The sequence below is a fragment of the Kitasatospora sp. NPDC059648 genome, from assembly GCF_042734825.1.
GTDB lineage: Bacteria > Actinomycetota > Actinomycetes > Streptomycetales > Streptomycetaceae > Kitasatospora.
Genome location: NZ_JBHWDU010000008.1, coordinates 89,348 through 103,425, shown reverse-complemented (window position 1 = coordinate 103,425; position 14,078 = coordinate 89,348). Strand labels below are relative to the sequence as shown.

General features: G+C 71.5%; 17 protein-coding genes. 6 read left to right on the top strand and 11 right to left on the bottom strand.

Annotated features, from left to right (window positions below; genetic code table 11):
• Nucleotides 1-159: 159 nt before the first annotated feature.
• The 4 genes from ACFV1W_RS07875 to ACFV1W_RS07860 are packed head-to-tail and all read left to right on the top strand — an operon-like array spanning nucleotide 160 to nucleotide 3,330.
• Nucleotides 160-1,137 (top strand): metal ABC transporter substrate-binding protein, encoded by a 978-nt coding sequence (locus ACFV1W_RS07875; RefSeq protein WP_380414219.1) that lies wholly within the window; start codon nucleotides 160-162, stop codon nucleotides 1,135-1,137.
• A 14-nt stretch (nucleotides 1,138-1,151) separates the two neighbouring features.
• Complete coding sequence (locus ACFV1W_RS07870; RefSeq protein ID WP_380414120.1) at nucleotides 1,152-1,916, top strand: metal ABC transporter ATP-binding protein; 765 nt, start codon at nucleotides 1,152-1,154, stop codon at nucleotides 1,914-1,916.
• Nucleotides 1,913-2,884, top strand: a complete 972-nt coding sequence (locus ACFV1W_RS07865; RefSeq protein WP_380414118.1) for a metal ABC transporter permease — start codon at nucleotides 1,913-1,915, stop codon at nucleotides 2,882-2,884. Before ACFV1W_RS07870 ends, ACFV1W_RS07865 begins: the two co-directional genes overlap by 4 nt.
• A gap of 35 nt (nucleotides 2,885-2,919) precedes the next feature.
• Complete coding sequence (locus tag ACFV1W_RS07860) at nucleotides 2,920-3,330, top strand: Fur family transcriptional regulator (RefSeq protein WP_030290780.1); 411 nt, start codon at nucleotides 2,920-2,922, stop codon at nucleotides 3,328-3,330.
• Between the two features lie 88 nt (nucleotides 3,331-3,418).
• Here the strand turns inward: ACFV1W_RS07860 and ACFV1W_RS07855 are convergent, their stop codons facing one another.
• From ACFV1W_RS07855 to leuA, 4 genes are all read right to left on the bottom strand, one after another.
• Nucleotides 3,419-4,258 carry an isoprenyl transferase gene (locus ACFV1W_RS07855; RefSeq protein ID WP_380414116.1) on the bottom strand — a complete coding sequence of 280 codons (840 nt, stop codon included), beginning with the start codon at nucleotides 4,256-4,258 and terminating at the stop codon, nucleotides 3,419-3,421.
• Nucleotides 4,259-4,262: 4 nt separating this feature from the next.
• On the bottom strand, nucleotides 4,263-5,009 hold the full coding sequence (gene recO / locus ACFV1W_RS07850; protein WP_380414114.1) for a DNA repair protein RecO: 747 nt from the start codon (nucleotides 5,007-5,009) through the stop codon (nucleotides 4,263-4,265).
• A 194-nt stretch (nucleotides 5,010-5,203) separates the two neighbouring features.
• On the bottom strand, nucleotides 5,204-5,905 hold the full coding sequence (locus ACFV1W_RS07845; RefSeq protein ID WP_380414112.1) for a TerB family tellurite resistance protein: 702 nt from the start codon (nucleotides 5,903-5,905) through the stop codon (nucleotides 5,204-5,206).
• A 238-nt stretch (nucleotides 5,906-6,143) separates the two neighbouring features.
• A complete protein-coding gene (gene leuA, locus ACFV1W_RS07840; RefSeq protein ID WP_380414110.1) occupies nucleotides 6,144-7,940 on the bottom strand; it encodes a 2-isopropylmalate synthase in 1,797 nt (598 codons plus the stop codon).
• A gap of 330 nt (nucleotides 7,941-8,270) precedes the next feature.
• On the opposite strand from leuA, the gene ACFV1W_RS07835 reads away from it, so the two are divergent.
• Entirely contained in the window at nucleotides 8,271-9,293 is a 1,023-nt protein-coding gene (locus tag ACFV1W_RS07835) for a M4 family metallopeptidase (protein WP_380414108.1), read from the top strand.
• A 79-nt stretch (nucleotides 9,294-9,372) separates the two neighbouring features.
• Nucleotides 9,373-9,639 (top strand): protealysin inhibitor emfourin, encoded by a 267-nt coding sequence (locus ACFV1W_RS07830; protein WP_030290773.1) that lies wholly within the window; start codon nucleotides 9,373-9,375, stop codon nucleotides 9,637-9,639.
• Nucleotides 9,640-9,740: 101 nt separating this feature from the next.
• On the opposite strand, the gene era is transcribed toward ACFV1W_RS07830, so the two are convergent.
• Genes era through ybeY form a run of 7 tightly spaced genes read right to left on the bottom strand, consistent with a single transcriptional unit; the run spans nucleotide 9,741 to nucleotide 14,068 of the window.
• Nucleotides 9,741-10,670: a GTPase Era gene (gene era / locus ACFV1W_RS07825; protein ID WP_380414106.1), complete on the bottom strand. Its 930-nt coding sequence runs from the start codon at nucleotides 10,668-10,670 to the stop codon at nucleotides 9,741-9,743.
• A 60-nt stretch (nucleotides 10,671-10,730) separates the two neighbouring features.
• Nucleotides 10,731-10,913: a hypothetical protein gene (locus tag ACFV1W_RS07820; protein ID WP_380414104.1), complete on the bottom strand. Its 183-nt coding sequence runs from the start codon at nucleotides 10,911-10,913 to the stop codon at nucleotides 10,731-10,733.
• A gap of 54 nt (nucleotides 10,914-10,967) precedes the next feature.
• Nucleotides 10,968-11,321, bottom strand: coding sequence for a cytidine deaminase (locus ACFV1W_RS07815; protein ID WP_380414102.1), 354 nt, complete (start codon nucleotides 11,319-11,321; stop codon nucleotides 10,968-10,970).
• 58 nt (nucleotides 11,322-11,379) lie between these two features.
• Nucleotides 11,380-11,931, bottom strand: coding sequence for a DUF4383 domain-containing protein (locus ACFV1W_RS07810; protein ID WP_380414100.1), 552 nt, complete (start codon nucleotides 11,929-11,931; stop codon nucleotides 11,380-11,382).
• Between the two features lie 27 nt (nucleotides 11,932-11,958).
• Nucleotides 11,959-12,195, bottom strand: coding sequence for a hypothetical protein (locus ACFV1W_RS07805; RefSeq protein WP_380414098.1), 237 nt, complete (start codon nucleotides 12,193-12,195; stop codon nucleotides 11,959-11,961).
• Nucleotides 12,196-12,228: 33 nt separating this feature from the next.
• Entirely contained in the window at nucleotides 12,229-13,554 is a 1,326-nt protein-coding gene (locus ACFV1W_RS07800; protein ID WP_380414096.1) for a hemolysin family protein, read from the bottom strand.
• 19 nt (nucleotides 13,555-13,573) lie between these two features.
• Nucleotides 13,574-14,068, bottom strand: coding sequence for an rRNA maturation RNase YbeY (gene ybeY, locus ACFV1W_RS07795; protein ID WP_189917985.1), 495 nt, complete (start codon nucleotides 14,066-14,068; stop codon nucleotides 13,574-13,576).
• Nucleotides 14,069-14,078 lie beyond the last annotated feature (10 nt).

Genomic DNA, 14,078 nt, shown 5'->3' with positions numbered 1-14,078 from the left:
ACGGCTGGTTGCGCGTACCCGAATACCTCAGGTTACCGGCCAGACGGGTACGGGGTTCAAATCGGTATCGCCCGGCCCCCTCCGACCGCGACCGCCCTCCGTTCATCCGTCCGAGTGATTTGACAATCATTTCCAATTCAGATGAGAATGATTGTCATGATGATCGGACTGTCTGGACGCCGGACCCGCACCACCATCGCCCTGACCACCACCGCCCTCGCGGCCTCTCTGGCACTCACGGCCTGCGGCGGAAGCACCAGCGCCAAGGGCACGGACGGCAAGCTGAACGTCGTCGCCTCCTTCTACCCGATGGAGTACCTGGCCCAGCAGATCGGCAAGGACCACGTCTCGGTCACCGACCTCACCGCGCCCGGCGTCGAGCCGCACGACCTGGAGCTCACCGCCAAGCAGGTCGCCGGCGTCCAGAAGGCCGACGCGATCGTCTACCTCAAGGGCCTGCAGCCCACCGTCGACCAGGCCGTCGACCAGTCGTCCGCCAAGGCGAAGGTCGACGCCACCGCCGCCAGTCCGCTGGTCGACCACCACCTGGACGAGGGCACCGGGGGCGGGGACGGCCACCAGGACAAGGGCCCGGCCGGCGACCCGCACATCTGGCTCGACCCGGCCCGCTACGCCGCGATCGCCAAGAGCGTCGGCGACGGCTTCGCCAAGGCCGACCCGTCCCACGCCGAGGACTACAGGAAGAACACCGACGAGCTGGTCACCAGGCTCACCGCCCTGGACCAGGAGTTCCGGGCCGGGCTGAAGGACACCAGGACCAGGACCTTCGTCACCAGCCACGCCGCCTTCGGCTACCTCGCCGACCACTACGGCCTCACCCAGGTCGCGATCAACGGCGTCGACCCGGAGTCCGAGCCGACCCCGGCCCGCCTCGCCGAGGTGCAGAAGGCCGCCAAGGACCACGGCGTCACCACGATCTTCTTCGAGACCCTGGTCAGCCCCAAGCTCGCCGACACCGTCGCCAAGGACCTCGGCCTCCAAACCGCCGTCCTGGACCCGCTGGAGGGCGTCAAGGACCCCGCCAAGGACGACTACCTCACCGTCATGAAGCAGAACCTGGCCAACCTCCGGGCCGCCCTCGGCGCGCCGGGCACCACCCCCACCCCCGCGAGCTGACGGGACACGCCACCATGACCGACCCGATCCCCCCGGCCGTCCGCCTCCGTGGCGCCGTCGCCTCGCGCGGCGGCCGACCGGTGCTGCGCGGCGTCGACCTCACCGTCCGACCGGGTGAGGTCGTCGCCCTGCTCGGCGCCAACGGCTCCGGCAAGTCGACCACCGTCAAGGCCGTGATCGGCTCCGTGCCGCTGGAGCAGGGCACCCTGGAGCTGTTCGGCACCCTGTACGACTCCTTCCGCGCCTGGCACCGGATCGGGTACGTCCCGCAGCGCACCACCGCCGCCTCCGGCGTCCCGGCCACCGTGCGCGAGGTGGTCTCCACCGGGCGGCTGGCGCAGCACCGGCTGCTGCCCTTCCGCCGCAGGGACCGCGCCGCGGTCGACCGCGCACTGGACGCCGTCGGCATGCTGGACCGGGCCGGGGACGGCGTCGCCGACCTGTCCGGCGGCCAGCAGCAGCGGGTGCTGATCGCCCGCGCCCTGGTCGGCACCCCCGACCTGCTGATCATGGACGAGCCGATGGCCGGCGTGGACGCCGCCAGCCAGCAGGTGCTCGCCGACACCCTGCGCACCGAGGTCGGGCGCGGCGCCTCCGTCCTGCTGGTCCTGCACGAACTCGGGCCGCTGGAGCCGCTGATCGACCGCGCCGTGGTGCTGCGGGACGGCTGCGTCGCGCACGACGGGCCGCCCGTGCCCGACACCGGCCTGCACGCGCTGCCCGGCCACGACCACGTCCACCCCCACGCCGACCTCACCCCGCCGAGGCTGCTCGCATGACCGAGATGCTCTCCTACGACTTCATGCAGCGCGCCCTGCTCGCCGCCGTGCTGGTCGGGATCACCGCCCCCGCCGTCGGCATCTACCTGGTGCAGCGCCGCCAGGCCCTGATGGGCGACGGCATGGGCCACGTCGCGATGACCGGCGTCGGCCTCGGCTTCGTCTTCCGGACCAGCCCGATCTGGATGGCCGTGCTGGTCTGCGTGCTCGGCGCGGTCACCATGGAACTCGTCCGCTCGCGCGGCAACCAGCGCGGCGACATCGCCCTCGCGATGCTCTTCTACGGCGGCATGGCCTGCGGCAAACTGCTGGTCTCGATGTCCGCCCAGGCCGGAGCCGGCTCGCTGGAGAGCTACCTGTGGGGCTCGATCCTCACCGTCGCCCCGGAGGACCTGGTCACCATCGCGGTGCTCGGCACCGTGGTCATCGCGGTGACCGTCGGCCTGCGCCGCCAGCTCTTCGCGATCTGCCAGGACGAGGACTTCGCCAGGGTCACCGGCGTGCCGGTGCGCACGCTCAACCTGCTGCTCGCCGTGATGGCCGCGGTCACCGTCACCGTCGCCATGCGGGTGGTCGGGCTGCTGCTGGTCAGCGCCCTGATGGTGGTCCCGGTGGTCGCCGCCCAGCAGCTCACCCGCTCCTTCGCCGCCACCCAGGCCGCCTCGATCGCGCTCGGCGTGGTGGTCTCGCTGGCCGGCGTCACCGGCTCCTACCAGCTCGACGTGCCCTCCGGCCCGGCCATCGTGCTGCTCGCCATCGCGGTCTTCGCGGTGTTCGGCGTGATCGCCGCCCCGCTCGCCCGCCGCCGCCACCGCCACCGCCACCGCCACGGCGACACCGAGCCGGGACCGCAGGTCTGCGACGTCCGGCTCCCGGATGACGCCCGGAGCCGGATCCCCGGCCAGGCCCCGGGAAGGACTTCCTCCGACGCGACCAACCCGGAGCGGCGGGCCGGGCTGGCACAATGAGGTGCGTGACGCCCACGACCCCAGGAGGACCCACGGTGACCACCGCAGGCCCGTCGCCGCGCGCCCGCTCGACCCGGCAGCGTGCCGCCGTCTCGGCGGCCCTGGACGAGATCGCGGACTTCCGCAGCGCGCAGGAGCTCCACGACCTGCTCAAGCACCGCGGGGACTCCGTCGGTCTGACCACGGTCTACCGCACCCTGCAGTCGCTCGCCGACGCCGGTGAGGTGGACGTGCTGCGCACCGCCGACGGCGAGGCCGTCTACCGCCGGTGCAGCAGCGGGCACCACCACCACCTGGTCTGCCGGCACTGCGGTGCCACCGTCGAGGTCGAGGGCCCGGCGGTCGAGCGCTGGGCCAACGCGGTCGCCGCCGAGCACGGGTTCAGCGACATCGCCCACACCCTGGAGATCTTCGGCACCTGCGCGGACTGCGCGAAGAAGGACTGACACCCGCCCCGGGGCAACCGGTACGGACGAACGGAAGGGGCCCGCAGGAATCGTTCCTGCGGGCCCCTTCCTGGTGCCTGGACGGCCGTCAGCGCTGGGCGGGCAGCACGCCGGGCGCGGGGAGCTCGTTCGGGATCGCCCCGCCGAAGCGGCGGTCGCGCATCGCGAACTGCTCGCAGGCGCGCCACAGGTCGCGGCGGTCGAAGTCCGGCCAGAGCACGTCCTGGAACACGAACTCGGCGTACGCGGACTGCCAGAGCAGGAAGTTGGAGGTGCGCTGCTCGCCGCTGGGGCGCAGGAACAGGTCCACGTCCGGCATGTCCGGGTGGTACATGTAGCGGGCGAGGGTCTTCTCGTTGACCTTCTTCGGGTCCAGCTTCCCGGCGGCGACGTCCCGGGCGATCGCCTGTGCGGCGTCGGCGAGTTCGGCCCGGCCGCCGTAGTTGACGCACATGTAGAGCGTCACGGCGTCGTTGCCCTTGGTCTGCTCCTCGGCGACCTGCAGCTCCTGGACGACGCTCTTCCACAGCTTGGGCATCCGGCCCGCCCAGCGGATCCGCACGCCCATCGCGTCCATCTCGTCCCGGCGGCGGGCGATGACGTCCCGGTTGAAGTTCATCAGGAACTTCACCTCGTCGGGCGAACGCTTCCAGTTCTCGGTGGAGAACGCGTACAGCGAGATGTTCTTGACGCCGAGCTCGATCGCGCCCTTGAGGACGTCCAGCACGACGGACTCGCCCACCTTGTGGCCCTCGGTGCGCGGCAGCCCGCGCTCCTTGGCCCAGCGGCCGTTGCCGTCCATCACGATGGCGACGTGCTCGGGGACCAGCTCACCGGGGATCTTCGGCGGCTGTGCGCCGCTGGGGTGCGGGGTCGGGGGAACGTAGTTCCGCTGCTTGCCGCCGCCGAAGAGCCGTCGCGCTGCCATGTGCTCACTTCTCCACGTATCTCATCGAGCGGATGCCCCGCTCCAGGTGCCACTGCAGATAGGCCGCGACCAGGCCGCTGCCCTCCCGCCAGTACCGCGGCTCGCAGGCGTCGGCCGTCCGCCAGTCCCCTGACAACAGCGCCCCGAGCAGTACCAGTGTCTCAGGGGAGGGTACGGCACATCCGGGCACTCGGCAGTCCGAGCACAGCACCCCCCCTGCGGGGAGCGAGAAGAAACGGTTCGGGCCGTCCAGGCCGCACTTGGCGCAGTCGGTGAAGCTCGCGCCGTACCCGTTCACCGCGAGCGAGCGCAGCAGGAAGGCGTCCAGCACCAGGTGAGACTCGTGCAGCCCGGCCGCCAGCGTGCGCAGCCCGCCCACCAGCAGCAGGTACTGCTGGACGGCCGGCTCGCCCTCGTTCTCGGCGAAGCGCTCGGCCGTCTCCAGCATCGCCGTGCCGGCGGTGTAGCGGCCGTAGTCGGTGACGATCGAACCCCCGTACGGGGCGATGGTCTCCACCTGGGTGCACAGCGGCAGCCCGCGGCCGACCAGCTCGCTCCCCCGGCTGAAGAACTGCACGTCGACGTGCGAGAACGGCTCCAGTCGGGCGCCGAACTTGGACTTGGTCTTGCGCACCCCGCGCGCCACCGCGCGCACCTTGCCGTGCTGGCGGGTCAGCAGGGTGATGATCCGATCGGCCTCGCCGAGCTTCTGCGCCCGCAACACGACGCCGTCGTCCCGGAAAAGACTCATGGGAACCATTGTCCCCCAGCCACCGACACCCACGGACAGCCGCGGACGGCCCCGGACGGCCACGGACAGCCGTGTTGCCCGCACCGGGGGCCGTGGGGGAGACCACTGCGGTGCGGGTCACGGCGGGCCCGGAGGGGGGATCGGGCCCGTTTGTGGGGGATGCGGAAAGTCCGCGGGCGCCCGGCGCCCGGTCCTTACAGGTTCTCGTACGGGGCCCGGGTCGCCGCCTCCAGCAGCGCCGGCACCTGGCTCTTCGGCAGGCCCAGGCAGTTCCCGACCGCGGCCAGCGCCTCGCGCTCCTGCGGCAGGTAGCGCCCGTCCGCCAGGGCGATCGCGGCGCCCTGCAGCAGCAGCCGCTCCCGGCCCTGCTGGGCCAGGTGCGGGGCGAGCGGTTCGAGCACCGCGTGCAGCTCCACGGCCAGGCCGTCGGCCTCCCCCAGCCGTTGTTTGGGAGGTGCCCCCAGTTCGTGGGCGTCGTGGAGCTCGCCGCCGAGCCCGGACAGCGCGGCGAGCGCGGCCAGCACCTGGGCCTCGCCGCAGTCCTCGAACCCGGCCTCGCGCACCGCCGCGCAGGCCGCCTCGCGGGCCGCACGGTGGGCCGTGCCGCCGGCCGCCAGCAGGGCCAGCGCGATGGTGTACTGGGCGTCCCGCAGCATCACGCCGAGGCGCACGCTGGTGGGCTGCTCCAGCGCTTCGACGCCGTAGCGCCCGTGGCAGCCGGTGCACTGCACGCTGCCGATCACCGGCCCGAGCGGGAGGACGGGCGCCCCCAGCAGCCGCAGCCACCGCCGGCCGTGCTGCCGCCGGTAGTTGCGGTCCCCGCCGCAGCCCGGGCAGAAGAAGTCACCGAGAACGTCAGTCCGCCACCTCGGGCGAACACCCCACAACCTGGTCACGGCGCCACTCCCCAGACATGGCAGGCGGCCTGCACAACTATGGACAGGTCACGCGTCCGGACACCGGGCCGTCCCACCGACCCCGGCTCTCCGGTGGATCGATGTTGCCATGGTTACCGGCACGTGTCAGTACCTCGAACGGCTTCCGATCCGAAAAAGTGTGGCGCAGGCCACAATCGGCGTCGCGCACGGCGAAGGGCCGCCGCGGGGACGGCCCTTCGCGTACCACCCGTACGAGTCAGCCGCGCTGCGAGCGGTTGACGGCACTGATCATCGCCTTCAGCGAGGCCAGCACGGTGTTGCCGTCGATGCCCACGCCCCACAGCACCTTGCCGTCCACCGCGCACTCCACGTACGCGGCGGCCTGGGCGTCGCCGCCCTCGCTCAGCGCGTGCTCGGCGTAGTCCAGCACCCGTACGTCCACGCCGATCCGGGCCAGCGCGTCCGCGAAGGCCGAGACCGGGCCGTTGCCGGTGCCGGACAGGGTCACCGGGGCGCCGTCCACCACGGCCTCGGCGGTCAGCGCGTCCCGGCCGTCCTCGGTGGTCAGGCTGCGGGAGCCGGCCAGCGACAGCCGGCCCCACGGGTTGTCCGGGGTGGGCAGGTACTCGTCCTCGAAGACGCGCCAGATCTCGGCCGGGGTGACCTCGCCGCCCTCGGCGTCGGTCTTGGCCTGGATGATCCGGGAGAACTCGATCTGCATCCGGCGCGGCAGGTCCAGCTTGTGGTCGTTCTTCAGGACGTACGCGACCCCGCCCTTGCCGGACTGGCTGTTGACCCGGATGACCGCCTCGTAGGTGCGGCCGACGTCCTTCGGGTCGATCGGCAGGTACGGCACGCCCCAGGTGTGCTCCTCCACCGGGACCCCGGCCGCCCTCGCGTCCGCCTCCAGGACCTCGAAGCCCTTCTTGATCGCGTCCTGGTGCGAGCCGGAGAAGGAGGTGTACACCAGGTCGCCGGCGTAGGGGTGGCGCGGGTGCACCTCCATCTGGTTGCAGTACTCGGCGGTGCGGCGCACCTCGTCGATGTCGGAGAAGTCGATCTGGGGGTCGATGCCCTGGGAGAACAGGTTCATCCCCAGCGTCACCAGGTCGACGTTGCCGGTCCGCTCGCCCTGCCCGAACAGGCAGCCCTCGATGCGGTCGGCGCCCGCCATGTACGCCAGTTCGGCGGAGGCGACGGCGGTGCCGCGGTCGTTGTGCGGGTGCACCGACAGGCAGACGAACTCGCGGCGGGACAGGTTGCGCGACATCCACTCGAACTGGTCGGCCTGTACGTTCGGAGTGGCCCGCTCGATGGTGGCCGGCAGGTTCAGGATGATCTCACGGCCCTCGCCCGGCTGCCAGACGTCCATCACCGCCTCGCAGACCTCCAGCGCGAAGTCCAGCTCGGTGTCCACGAAGATCTCCGGCGAGTACTGGTAGCCGAAGACGGTGTCGTCGCCCAGCAGCTTCTCCGCGTACTCCATCACCAGCCGGGTGCCGTCCACGGCGATGGCCTTGGTGGCCGCCCTGTCGTTGCGGAACACCACCCGGCGGAACAGCGGCGCGGTCGCGTTGTACAGGTGGACGGTCGCCCGCGGGGCGCCGACCAGCGCCTCCACGGTCTTCTCGATCAGCTCCTCGCGGGCCTGGGTCAGCACCGAGATGGTGACGTCCTCCGGGATCGCCCCCTCCTCGATCAGCGACCGCACGAAGGCGTGGTCGGTGGCGCCGGAGGACGGGAAGCCGACCTCGATCTCCTTGTAGCCCATGGCGACCAGCAGGTCGAACATCTTCCGCTTGCGGGCCGGGGACATCGGGTCGATCAGCGCCTGGTTGCCGTCCCGCAGGTCGGTGGAGAGCCAGCGCGGCGCCTTGGTGATCACCTTGTCCGGCCAGGTGCGGTCCGGCAGGTCGACGGTGCCGAACGGCAGGTAGCGCCCGTGCCGCATGCCCGAGGGCCGCTGGCGGACGGAGGCGGCGGTGATCGGGGTCGGCCGGTCGACGAAGGCGCGAGCGGCGGGAACGGACGCGGCGGAGGTCTGCTCGGTCATGGAGGTGACTCTCGGCTTCCTGTGGATGCTTAGGCGGGTCGGGAGGGATCAACACCGACTGGCCGGCCTCTGCTGCCGCTCGCGATACGCCCTTGGATCGCCGATTCCGCGCACAGCTCGTTCCCCGCGGCGAGGGAGCCGGCCCCAGTGGACTACAGGCCCTCGACGCGGCAGCTAAGAAGAAGCAGTCCGTTGCGCATGATGGGACCCAGCGTAACCCAGCGCCGCGCGCCCCCGAAGTGATCCGGGCTTCCGTTCCACTCCTTGAGACGTCGACCGGTCACGCCGAACCTGGTGACAAAGGGTCATCTAAGCCTCACCCTGGGCAACATGACTGGAGCAGTACCGATCTGCGCGATCGTCCCGCCGTACGTCCTGGACCGCCTCGCCGAGGCCGGTCACGAGCCCGCCGTCCACTCCCTCGCCCTCGACACCGCACACCGCGCGGCCCGCCTCGCCGCTCCCCCGCCGACCGCCGGCGCCCCCGGGCTGAACCGGGTGATCTCCGACGCCGGGCACGGCCAGCGGCTGCCCGGGCGCACCGTCCGCACCGAGGGCCACGCCCCGGTCGCCGACGCCTCCGTCAACCACGCCTACGACGGCCTCGGCGACACCTTCGCGCTGTACTCCGAGGTCTTCGGCCGCGACTCGATCGACGGCCGCGGGCTGCGCCTGGACGCCAGCGTCCACTACGGCCGGAACTACGACAACGCCTTCTGGAACGGCCAACGGATGGTCTTCGGCGACGGCGACGGCGAGATCTTCGGCGACTTCACCGCCTGCGTCGACGTCATCGGCCACGAACTCACCCACGGCGTCACCCAGTTCACCGCCAACCTGGACTACCGGGACCAGCCCGGCGCGCTGAACGAGTCCGTCTCGGACGTCTTCGGCTCGCTGGTCAAGCAGTACGCGCTGCACCAGAGCGCCGCGGACGCCGACTGGCTGATCGGCGCCGGGCTGCTCGCCCCCGGCATCCAGGGCGCGGCGCTGCGGTCGATGAAGGCCCCCGGCACCGCCTACGACGACCCCCGGCTCGGCAAGGATCCGCAGCCCGCGCACATGCGGGACTACGTGAACACCACCGGGGACAACGGCGGGGTGCACATCAACTCCGGCATCCCCAACCACGCGTTCTACCTGCTGGCCACCGCCCTCGGCGGCCAGGCCTGGGACCGCGCCGGACGGATCTGGTACGACGCCCTGACCGGCGGCGGACTGTCCGCCGGCGCCGACTTCACCGCCTTCGCCCGGGCCACCGTGGCCGCGGCCAAGGCCCGTTACCCCGACCAGTCCTCGATCGCGGACACCGTGACGGCCTCGTGGGCCCAGGTCGGCGTCAGTCCCGGTTGAGAGCGGGTTGAGTCGCACTTAAGGTCACGGTCCGGGAAAAGTGCCGCAAAAGCCTTCCCTGCGTAGCACCATGGACACCATGCGCATCCAGGTGACCCGGACCGGCGGCCTTGCCGGAATCGTCCGCCACGCGGAGCTCGACACCGTCGACCGCACGGACGCCCCGCACGTCCACGCGCTCGCCCGCGAAGCCGTCGCGGGCGGGCTGCGCGCCCCCTCGTACGGCGTGCCGGACGGCTTCCACTACGAGATCACCGTCGACGGGCGGACGGTGCACTGCGCCGACCCCAAGCTCACGGACTCCCAGCGGGAGTTGGTTTCACTGGTGCTGCGCGAGGGCGCCTAGGTGCGTGTCCTTCGGACCACGCCCCGGCCCCCGCGCCGCACCGGCGACTCCGCCCCGGGGCGGCCCGGGGCTTCCCGACTCCCCTGCGGAGGCGGAACCCGTCAGAAGCCGAGCTTGCGCAGCTGCTTGGGGTCGCGCTGCCAGTCCTTGGCCACCTTGACGTGCAGGTCCAGGTAGACCGGCGTGCCGAGCAGCGCCTCGATGTGCTTGCGGGCGGTGGTGCCGACGTGCTTGAGCCGCGCGCCCTTGGCGCCGATCACGATCGCCTTCTGGCTCTGCCGCTCGATGTAGACGTTGGCGTGGATGTCCAGGAGGGGGCGGTCGGCGGGTCGGCCCTCGCGGGGCAGCATCTCCTCGACCACGACGGCCAGCGAGTGCGGCAGTTCGTCCCGCACGCCCTCCAGGGCCGCCTCGCGGATCAGCTCGGCGACCATGATCTGCTCGGGCTCGTCGGTGAGGTCGCCCTCGGGGTAGAGCTGGTCGCCCTCGGGCAGCAGCTTGGTGAGCAGGTCGGCGACCAGCTCGACCTGCTTGTCGCCGACGGCGGAGACCGGGATGATCTCGGCCCACTCGAAGCCCAGCTCGGCGCCGAGCTGCTGGATGGCGATGAGCTGCTCGGCCAGCCGCTTGGAGTCGACCAGGTCGGTCTTGGTGACGATGGCGACCTTGGGGGTCTTCTTGATCCCGGCGATCTCCTTGGCGATGAACTTGTCGCCGGGGCCGATCTTCTGGTCGGCGGGCAGGCAGAAGCCGATCACGTCGACCTCGGCCCAGGTGGTGCGCACCAGGTCGTTGAGGCGCTCGCCGAGCAGGGTGCGCGGCTTGTGCAGACCGGGGGTGTCGACCAGTACGAGCTGGGCGTCCGGGCGGTGCACGATGCCGCGTACGGTGTGCCGGGTGGTCTGCGGGCGGTCGGAGGTGATCGCGACCTTCGTCCCCACCAGGGCGTTGGTCAGGGTCGACTTGCCCGCGTTGGGACGGCCGACGAAGCACGCGAACCCGGAGCGGTACGAGGAGGAAGGGGCATTCATGGGCTCCATTCTCCCTGATCACCGGAGCCCCGCCGTCCCGGCCCGGTCGTCACGCTCCGCTCACGCCTTGCGGCCGCCCCGGCCGACCAGGGAGAACAGCACCAGCAGCACCAGGAAGGCGAGCGAGCCCCAGAGCCAGTAGACCGTGCCGGTCTCCTGCCACTTCCCCATCCCCATCACGAACAGCACCAGCCCGGCGACGAACGCCAACGCCCCCATGCCCCAGCCCCTCACCGAGTCCACTCCCCAGGTGAGATTATCGGCTGAATGCATGGGGGCAAGCGCCGCAGCGGCCCCTCAGCGGGCCTCGGCCGACACCCGCAGCGCCCCGTCGGGACCGGCCAGCAGCACCGGCGTCCCGGCCCCGCCCAGGTCCCGCACGGCCGCCAGGTCGGCCTCGGCCGGCTGCTCGGCCTCGCTCACCACGGCGGCCGCCTCCAGCGACTTCGCGCCGCTGGCCACCGCCATCGCCACCGCCGTCTGCAGGGCGCTCAGCCTCAGCGACTGCAGCGCGACCGTCCCGGCCACATAGGTGCGGCCCGTCTCGTCACGCACCGCGGCCCCCTCGGCCACGCCGTTGCGGGCGCGGGCCGAGCGGGCCAGGGTGATGATCTTCTTGTCTTCGGGGTCCAGTTCGACGATGTCACTCATGCCGCCGAGCATAGGCGGCCCGTCCACCCGCCCCGGAGGCGAGCGGGCGAGTCACGGCTCAGTGGCCGACCGGGTGGGTGCGCCCGCGGTTCGGGTTGATCACCTTGACGAAGGTCTTCGCGGCCCCGGACGGCAGCGCCTCCTCGTCCGAGATCCGCTTGCGCCAGAACGGGTTGTCGTGCGGCAGGTGGCTGCTCACCCGGCCGTACATCCCGAAGGTGGTCAGGACGATCCCGAAGACGAACGCGAACAGCACGTTCGACATCCGGAAGTTGAGGATGTTCGCCTCCGGCCGGCCGAGCACCGTCAGTCCGTAGAAGCCGGACAGGACGAACAGCACGCCGACCACCATGTTGAGGTTGGACGCGAAGTTGCCGCCGATCACCGCCCCGAGCACCAGGATCGCGCCCGCCACGATGGACAGGATGCTCAGCGCCCCGTTGGTGGACAGCCCGGAGATCCGGTCACCGTGGGTGGCCAGGAAACCAGGGTGGTCCGCCAGCCCCAGGATCCCGAACACGATCAGGAAGATCCCCCCCGCAGCCGCCCCGACCCGCCACACCAGGGCGAGACGGCGATCGACGGTCGGCAGTTCGTCGTGCAGCTTCATGGCGACCTCCAGAGCTCCGGGAGCTCCCTAGCTGTACGGATGGCTCCCCTGCAGGTGCGGCGTCTCGTGCATGTAGAGCGAACCACACTGCTGGCAGCAGCGCAGCCCGGTGCCCCACTCCTGCTCGGGCCGCGTCTCGGCGTCGTCGGGCATCGTCCGGCCGCAGAGCGCCGTCGACGGGTCCTCGTCCCGCACCACGTGCCAGGACCTGACCCCGCCGGCCGGCCCCTGCGGGCCGTACTCCGCGCGCAGTTTGTGCGTCATGCCCTCCATGGTCGCGCGGCGACCGCCCACCCGCTACTCGCCCGGTGCCTGCGCCGCCGCCTCCGCCCCGCGCACCGGCGAGGCGACCATCGAGCCGATCCGGTTGCGGCGCCCGGCCGAGGACTCGGCGGTCAGCAGGATGCCGGTCAGGCCGTCCGCGACCGGCTCGGGCAGCGGGATCTCGCAGGAGGAGCCGGGGATCGGCACCCGGCCGAGGTGCTTGGCCAGCAGCCCGCCGACGGTCTCGACGTCCTCGTCCTCCAGCTCGATGCCGAACAGCTCGCCCAGGTCCTCCACCAGCAGGCGGGCGGTGATCCGGTACGAGCCGTCGCCGAGGTCCTCGATCGGCGCGATCTCCCGGTCGTACTCGTCGGTGATCTCGCCGACGATCTCCTCCAGGATGTCCTCGATGGTGACCAGGCCCGCCGTGCCCCCGTACTCGTCGATCACGATCGCGACGTGCGAGCGGCGCTGCTGCATCTCGCGCAGCAGGTCGCCGGCCGGCTTGGAGTCCGGGACGAACACCGCCGGGCGCATCACCGCGCCGACCTCCTCGGACTCCGCCTCGCGGTTGATGTGCGTGCGGCGCACCAGGTCCTTGAGGTAGACGATGCCGACCACGTCGTCCTCGTTGTCGCCGACCACCGGGATCCGCGAGAAGCCCGAGCGCAGCGCCAGGGTCAGCGCCTGCCGGACGGTCTTGTGCCTCTCGATCATCACCAGGTCGGTGCGCGGCACCATCACCTCGCGCACGATGGTGTCGCCCAGCTCGAAGACCGAGTGCACCATCCGGCGCTCCTCGTCCTCGATCAGGTCGTCCTTCTCGGCGAGGTCGACCAGCGCCCGCAGTTCCGCCTCGGAGGCGAACGGCCCCTCGCGGTAGCCCTTGCCCGGGGTCAGCGCGTTGCCCAGCAGGATCAGCAGCCGCGGGATCGGGCCGAGCACCGCGGCCAACGGCAGCAGCACGAAGGAGGCCGCGGTCGCGGTGGAGATCGGGTGCTGGCGCCCGATCGTGCGCGGCGAGACGCCCACCGCGACGAAGGACACCAGCACCATCACGCCGAAGGCCAGCAGCACGGCCTGCCAGGTCGGGTGGATGTTGCGCACGCACACCGCGGTGACCAGCACCGCGGCCGCCATCTCGCTGGCGACCCGGATCAGGGTGGCCAGATTGAGGTAGCGGAACGGGTCGGAGGCGACGGCCAGCAGCCGCGCGGAACCGCGCCGCCCGTTGCGCACGGCCTCCTCCGCCCGGAACCGGGAGACCCGGGAGATGCCCGCCTCGGCGCACGCTGCCAGCCAGCCGAGCACGACCAGGGCCACGGCGCCGAGGATGAAGCTCGTACTCTCACCACTCACAGGGGTTCGGGCTCCGCGCTCAGTGGGTGGTGGGGGCCGGCGAGATGCCGCCGAGGCCGCGGCCCGCCCGCCAGTCGTCCAGGATGCGCTTCTGGAGGGCGAACATCTCCTCCTCCTCGTCCGGCTCCTCGTGGTCGTAGCCGAGGACGTGCAGCACGCCGTGGACGGTGAGCAGCTGCAGCTCCTCGTCCATCGAGTGCTTGGAGGGGGCGGCCTTGCCCTGCTGCTCGGCGACCTCGGGGCAGAGCACGATGTCGCCGAGCAGGCCCTGCGGCAGCTCCTCGCCCTCCTTGCCGGGACGCAGCTCGTCCATCGGGAACGACATCACGTCGGTCGGGCCGGGCAGGTCCATCCACTGGATGTGCAGCTCCTCCATCGCCGCACCGTCCACCAGGATCACGGACAGTTCGGACTGCGGGTGGATCCGCATCTTGTCCAGGGCGAAGCGGGCGACGTCGAGGATGGCTTCCTCGTCGGCGTCCCAGCCGGACTCGTTGGCGATGTCGATCGACATGACGGGCTGT

Bases quoted from the DNA above. Each gene is read 5' to 3' on its own strand.
- ACFV1W_RS07830 (WP_030290773.1), top strand. From the start codon at position 9,373: ATGCGCATCCAGGTGACCCGGACCGGCGGCCTTGCCGGAATCGTCCGC.
- ACFV1W_RS07875 (WP_380414219.1), top strand. From the start codon at position 160: ATGATCGGACTGTCTGGACGCCGGACCCGCACCACCATCGCCCTGACC.
- ACFV1W_RS07855 (WP_380414116.1), bottom strand. From the start codon at position 4,258: ATGGCAGCGCGACGGCTCTTCGGCGGCGGCAAGCAGCGGAACTACGTT.
- ACFV1W_RS07805 (WP_380414098.1), bottom strand. From the start codon at position 12,195: ATGACGCACAAACTGCGCGCGGAGTACGGCCCGCAGGGGCCGGCCGGC.
- ACFV1W_RS07870 (WP_380414120.1), top strand. From the start codon at position 1,152: ATGACCGACCCGATCCCCCCGGCCGTCCGCCTCCGTGGCGCCGTCGCC.
- recO (WP_380414114.1), bottom strand. From the start codon at position 5,009: ATGAGTCTTTTCCGGGACGACGGCGTCGTGTTGCGGGCGCAGAAGCTC.
- ACFV1W_RS07865 (WP_380414118.1), top strand. From the start codon at position 1,913: ATGACCGAGATGCTCTCCTACGACTTCATGCAGCGCGCCCTGCTCGCC.
- era (WP_380414106.1), bottom strand. From the start codon at position 10,670: ATGAATGCCCCTTCCTCCTCGTACCGCTCCGGGTTCGCGTGCTTCGTC.
- ACFV1W_RS07835 (WP_380414108.1), top strand. From the start codon at position 8,271: ATGACTGGAGCAGTACCGATCTGCGCGATCGTCCCGCCGTACGTCCTG.
- leuA (WP_380414110.1), bottom strand. From the start codon at position 7,940: ATGACCGAGCAGACCTCCGCCGCGTCCGTTCCCGCCGCTCGCGCCTTC.
- ybeY (WP_189917985.1), bottom strand. From the start codon at position 14,068: ATGTCGATCGACATCGCCAACGAGTCCGGCTGGGACGCCGACGAGGAA.
- ACFV1W_RS07810 (WP_380414100.1), bottom strand. From the start codon at position 11,931: ATGAAGCTGCACGACGAACTGCCGACCGTCGATCGCCGTCTCGCCCTG.
- ACFV1W_RS07815 (WP_380414102.1), bottom strand. From the start codon at position 11,321: ATGAGTGACATCGTCGAACTGGACCCCGAAGACAAGAAGATCATCACC.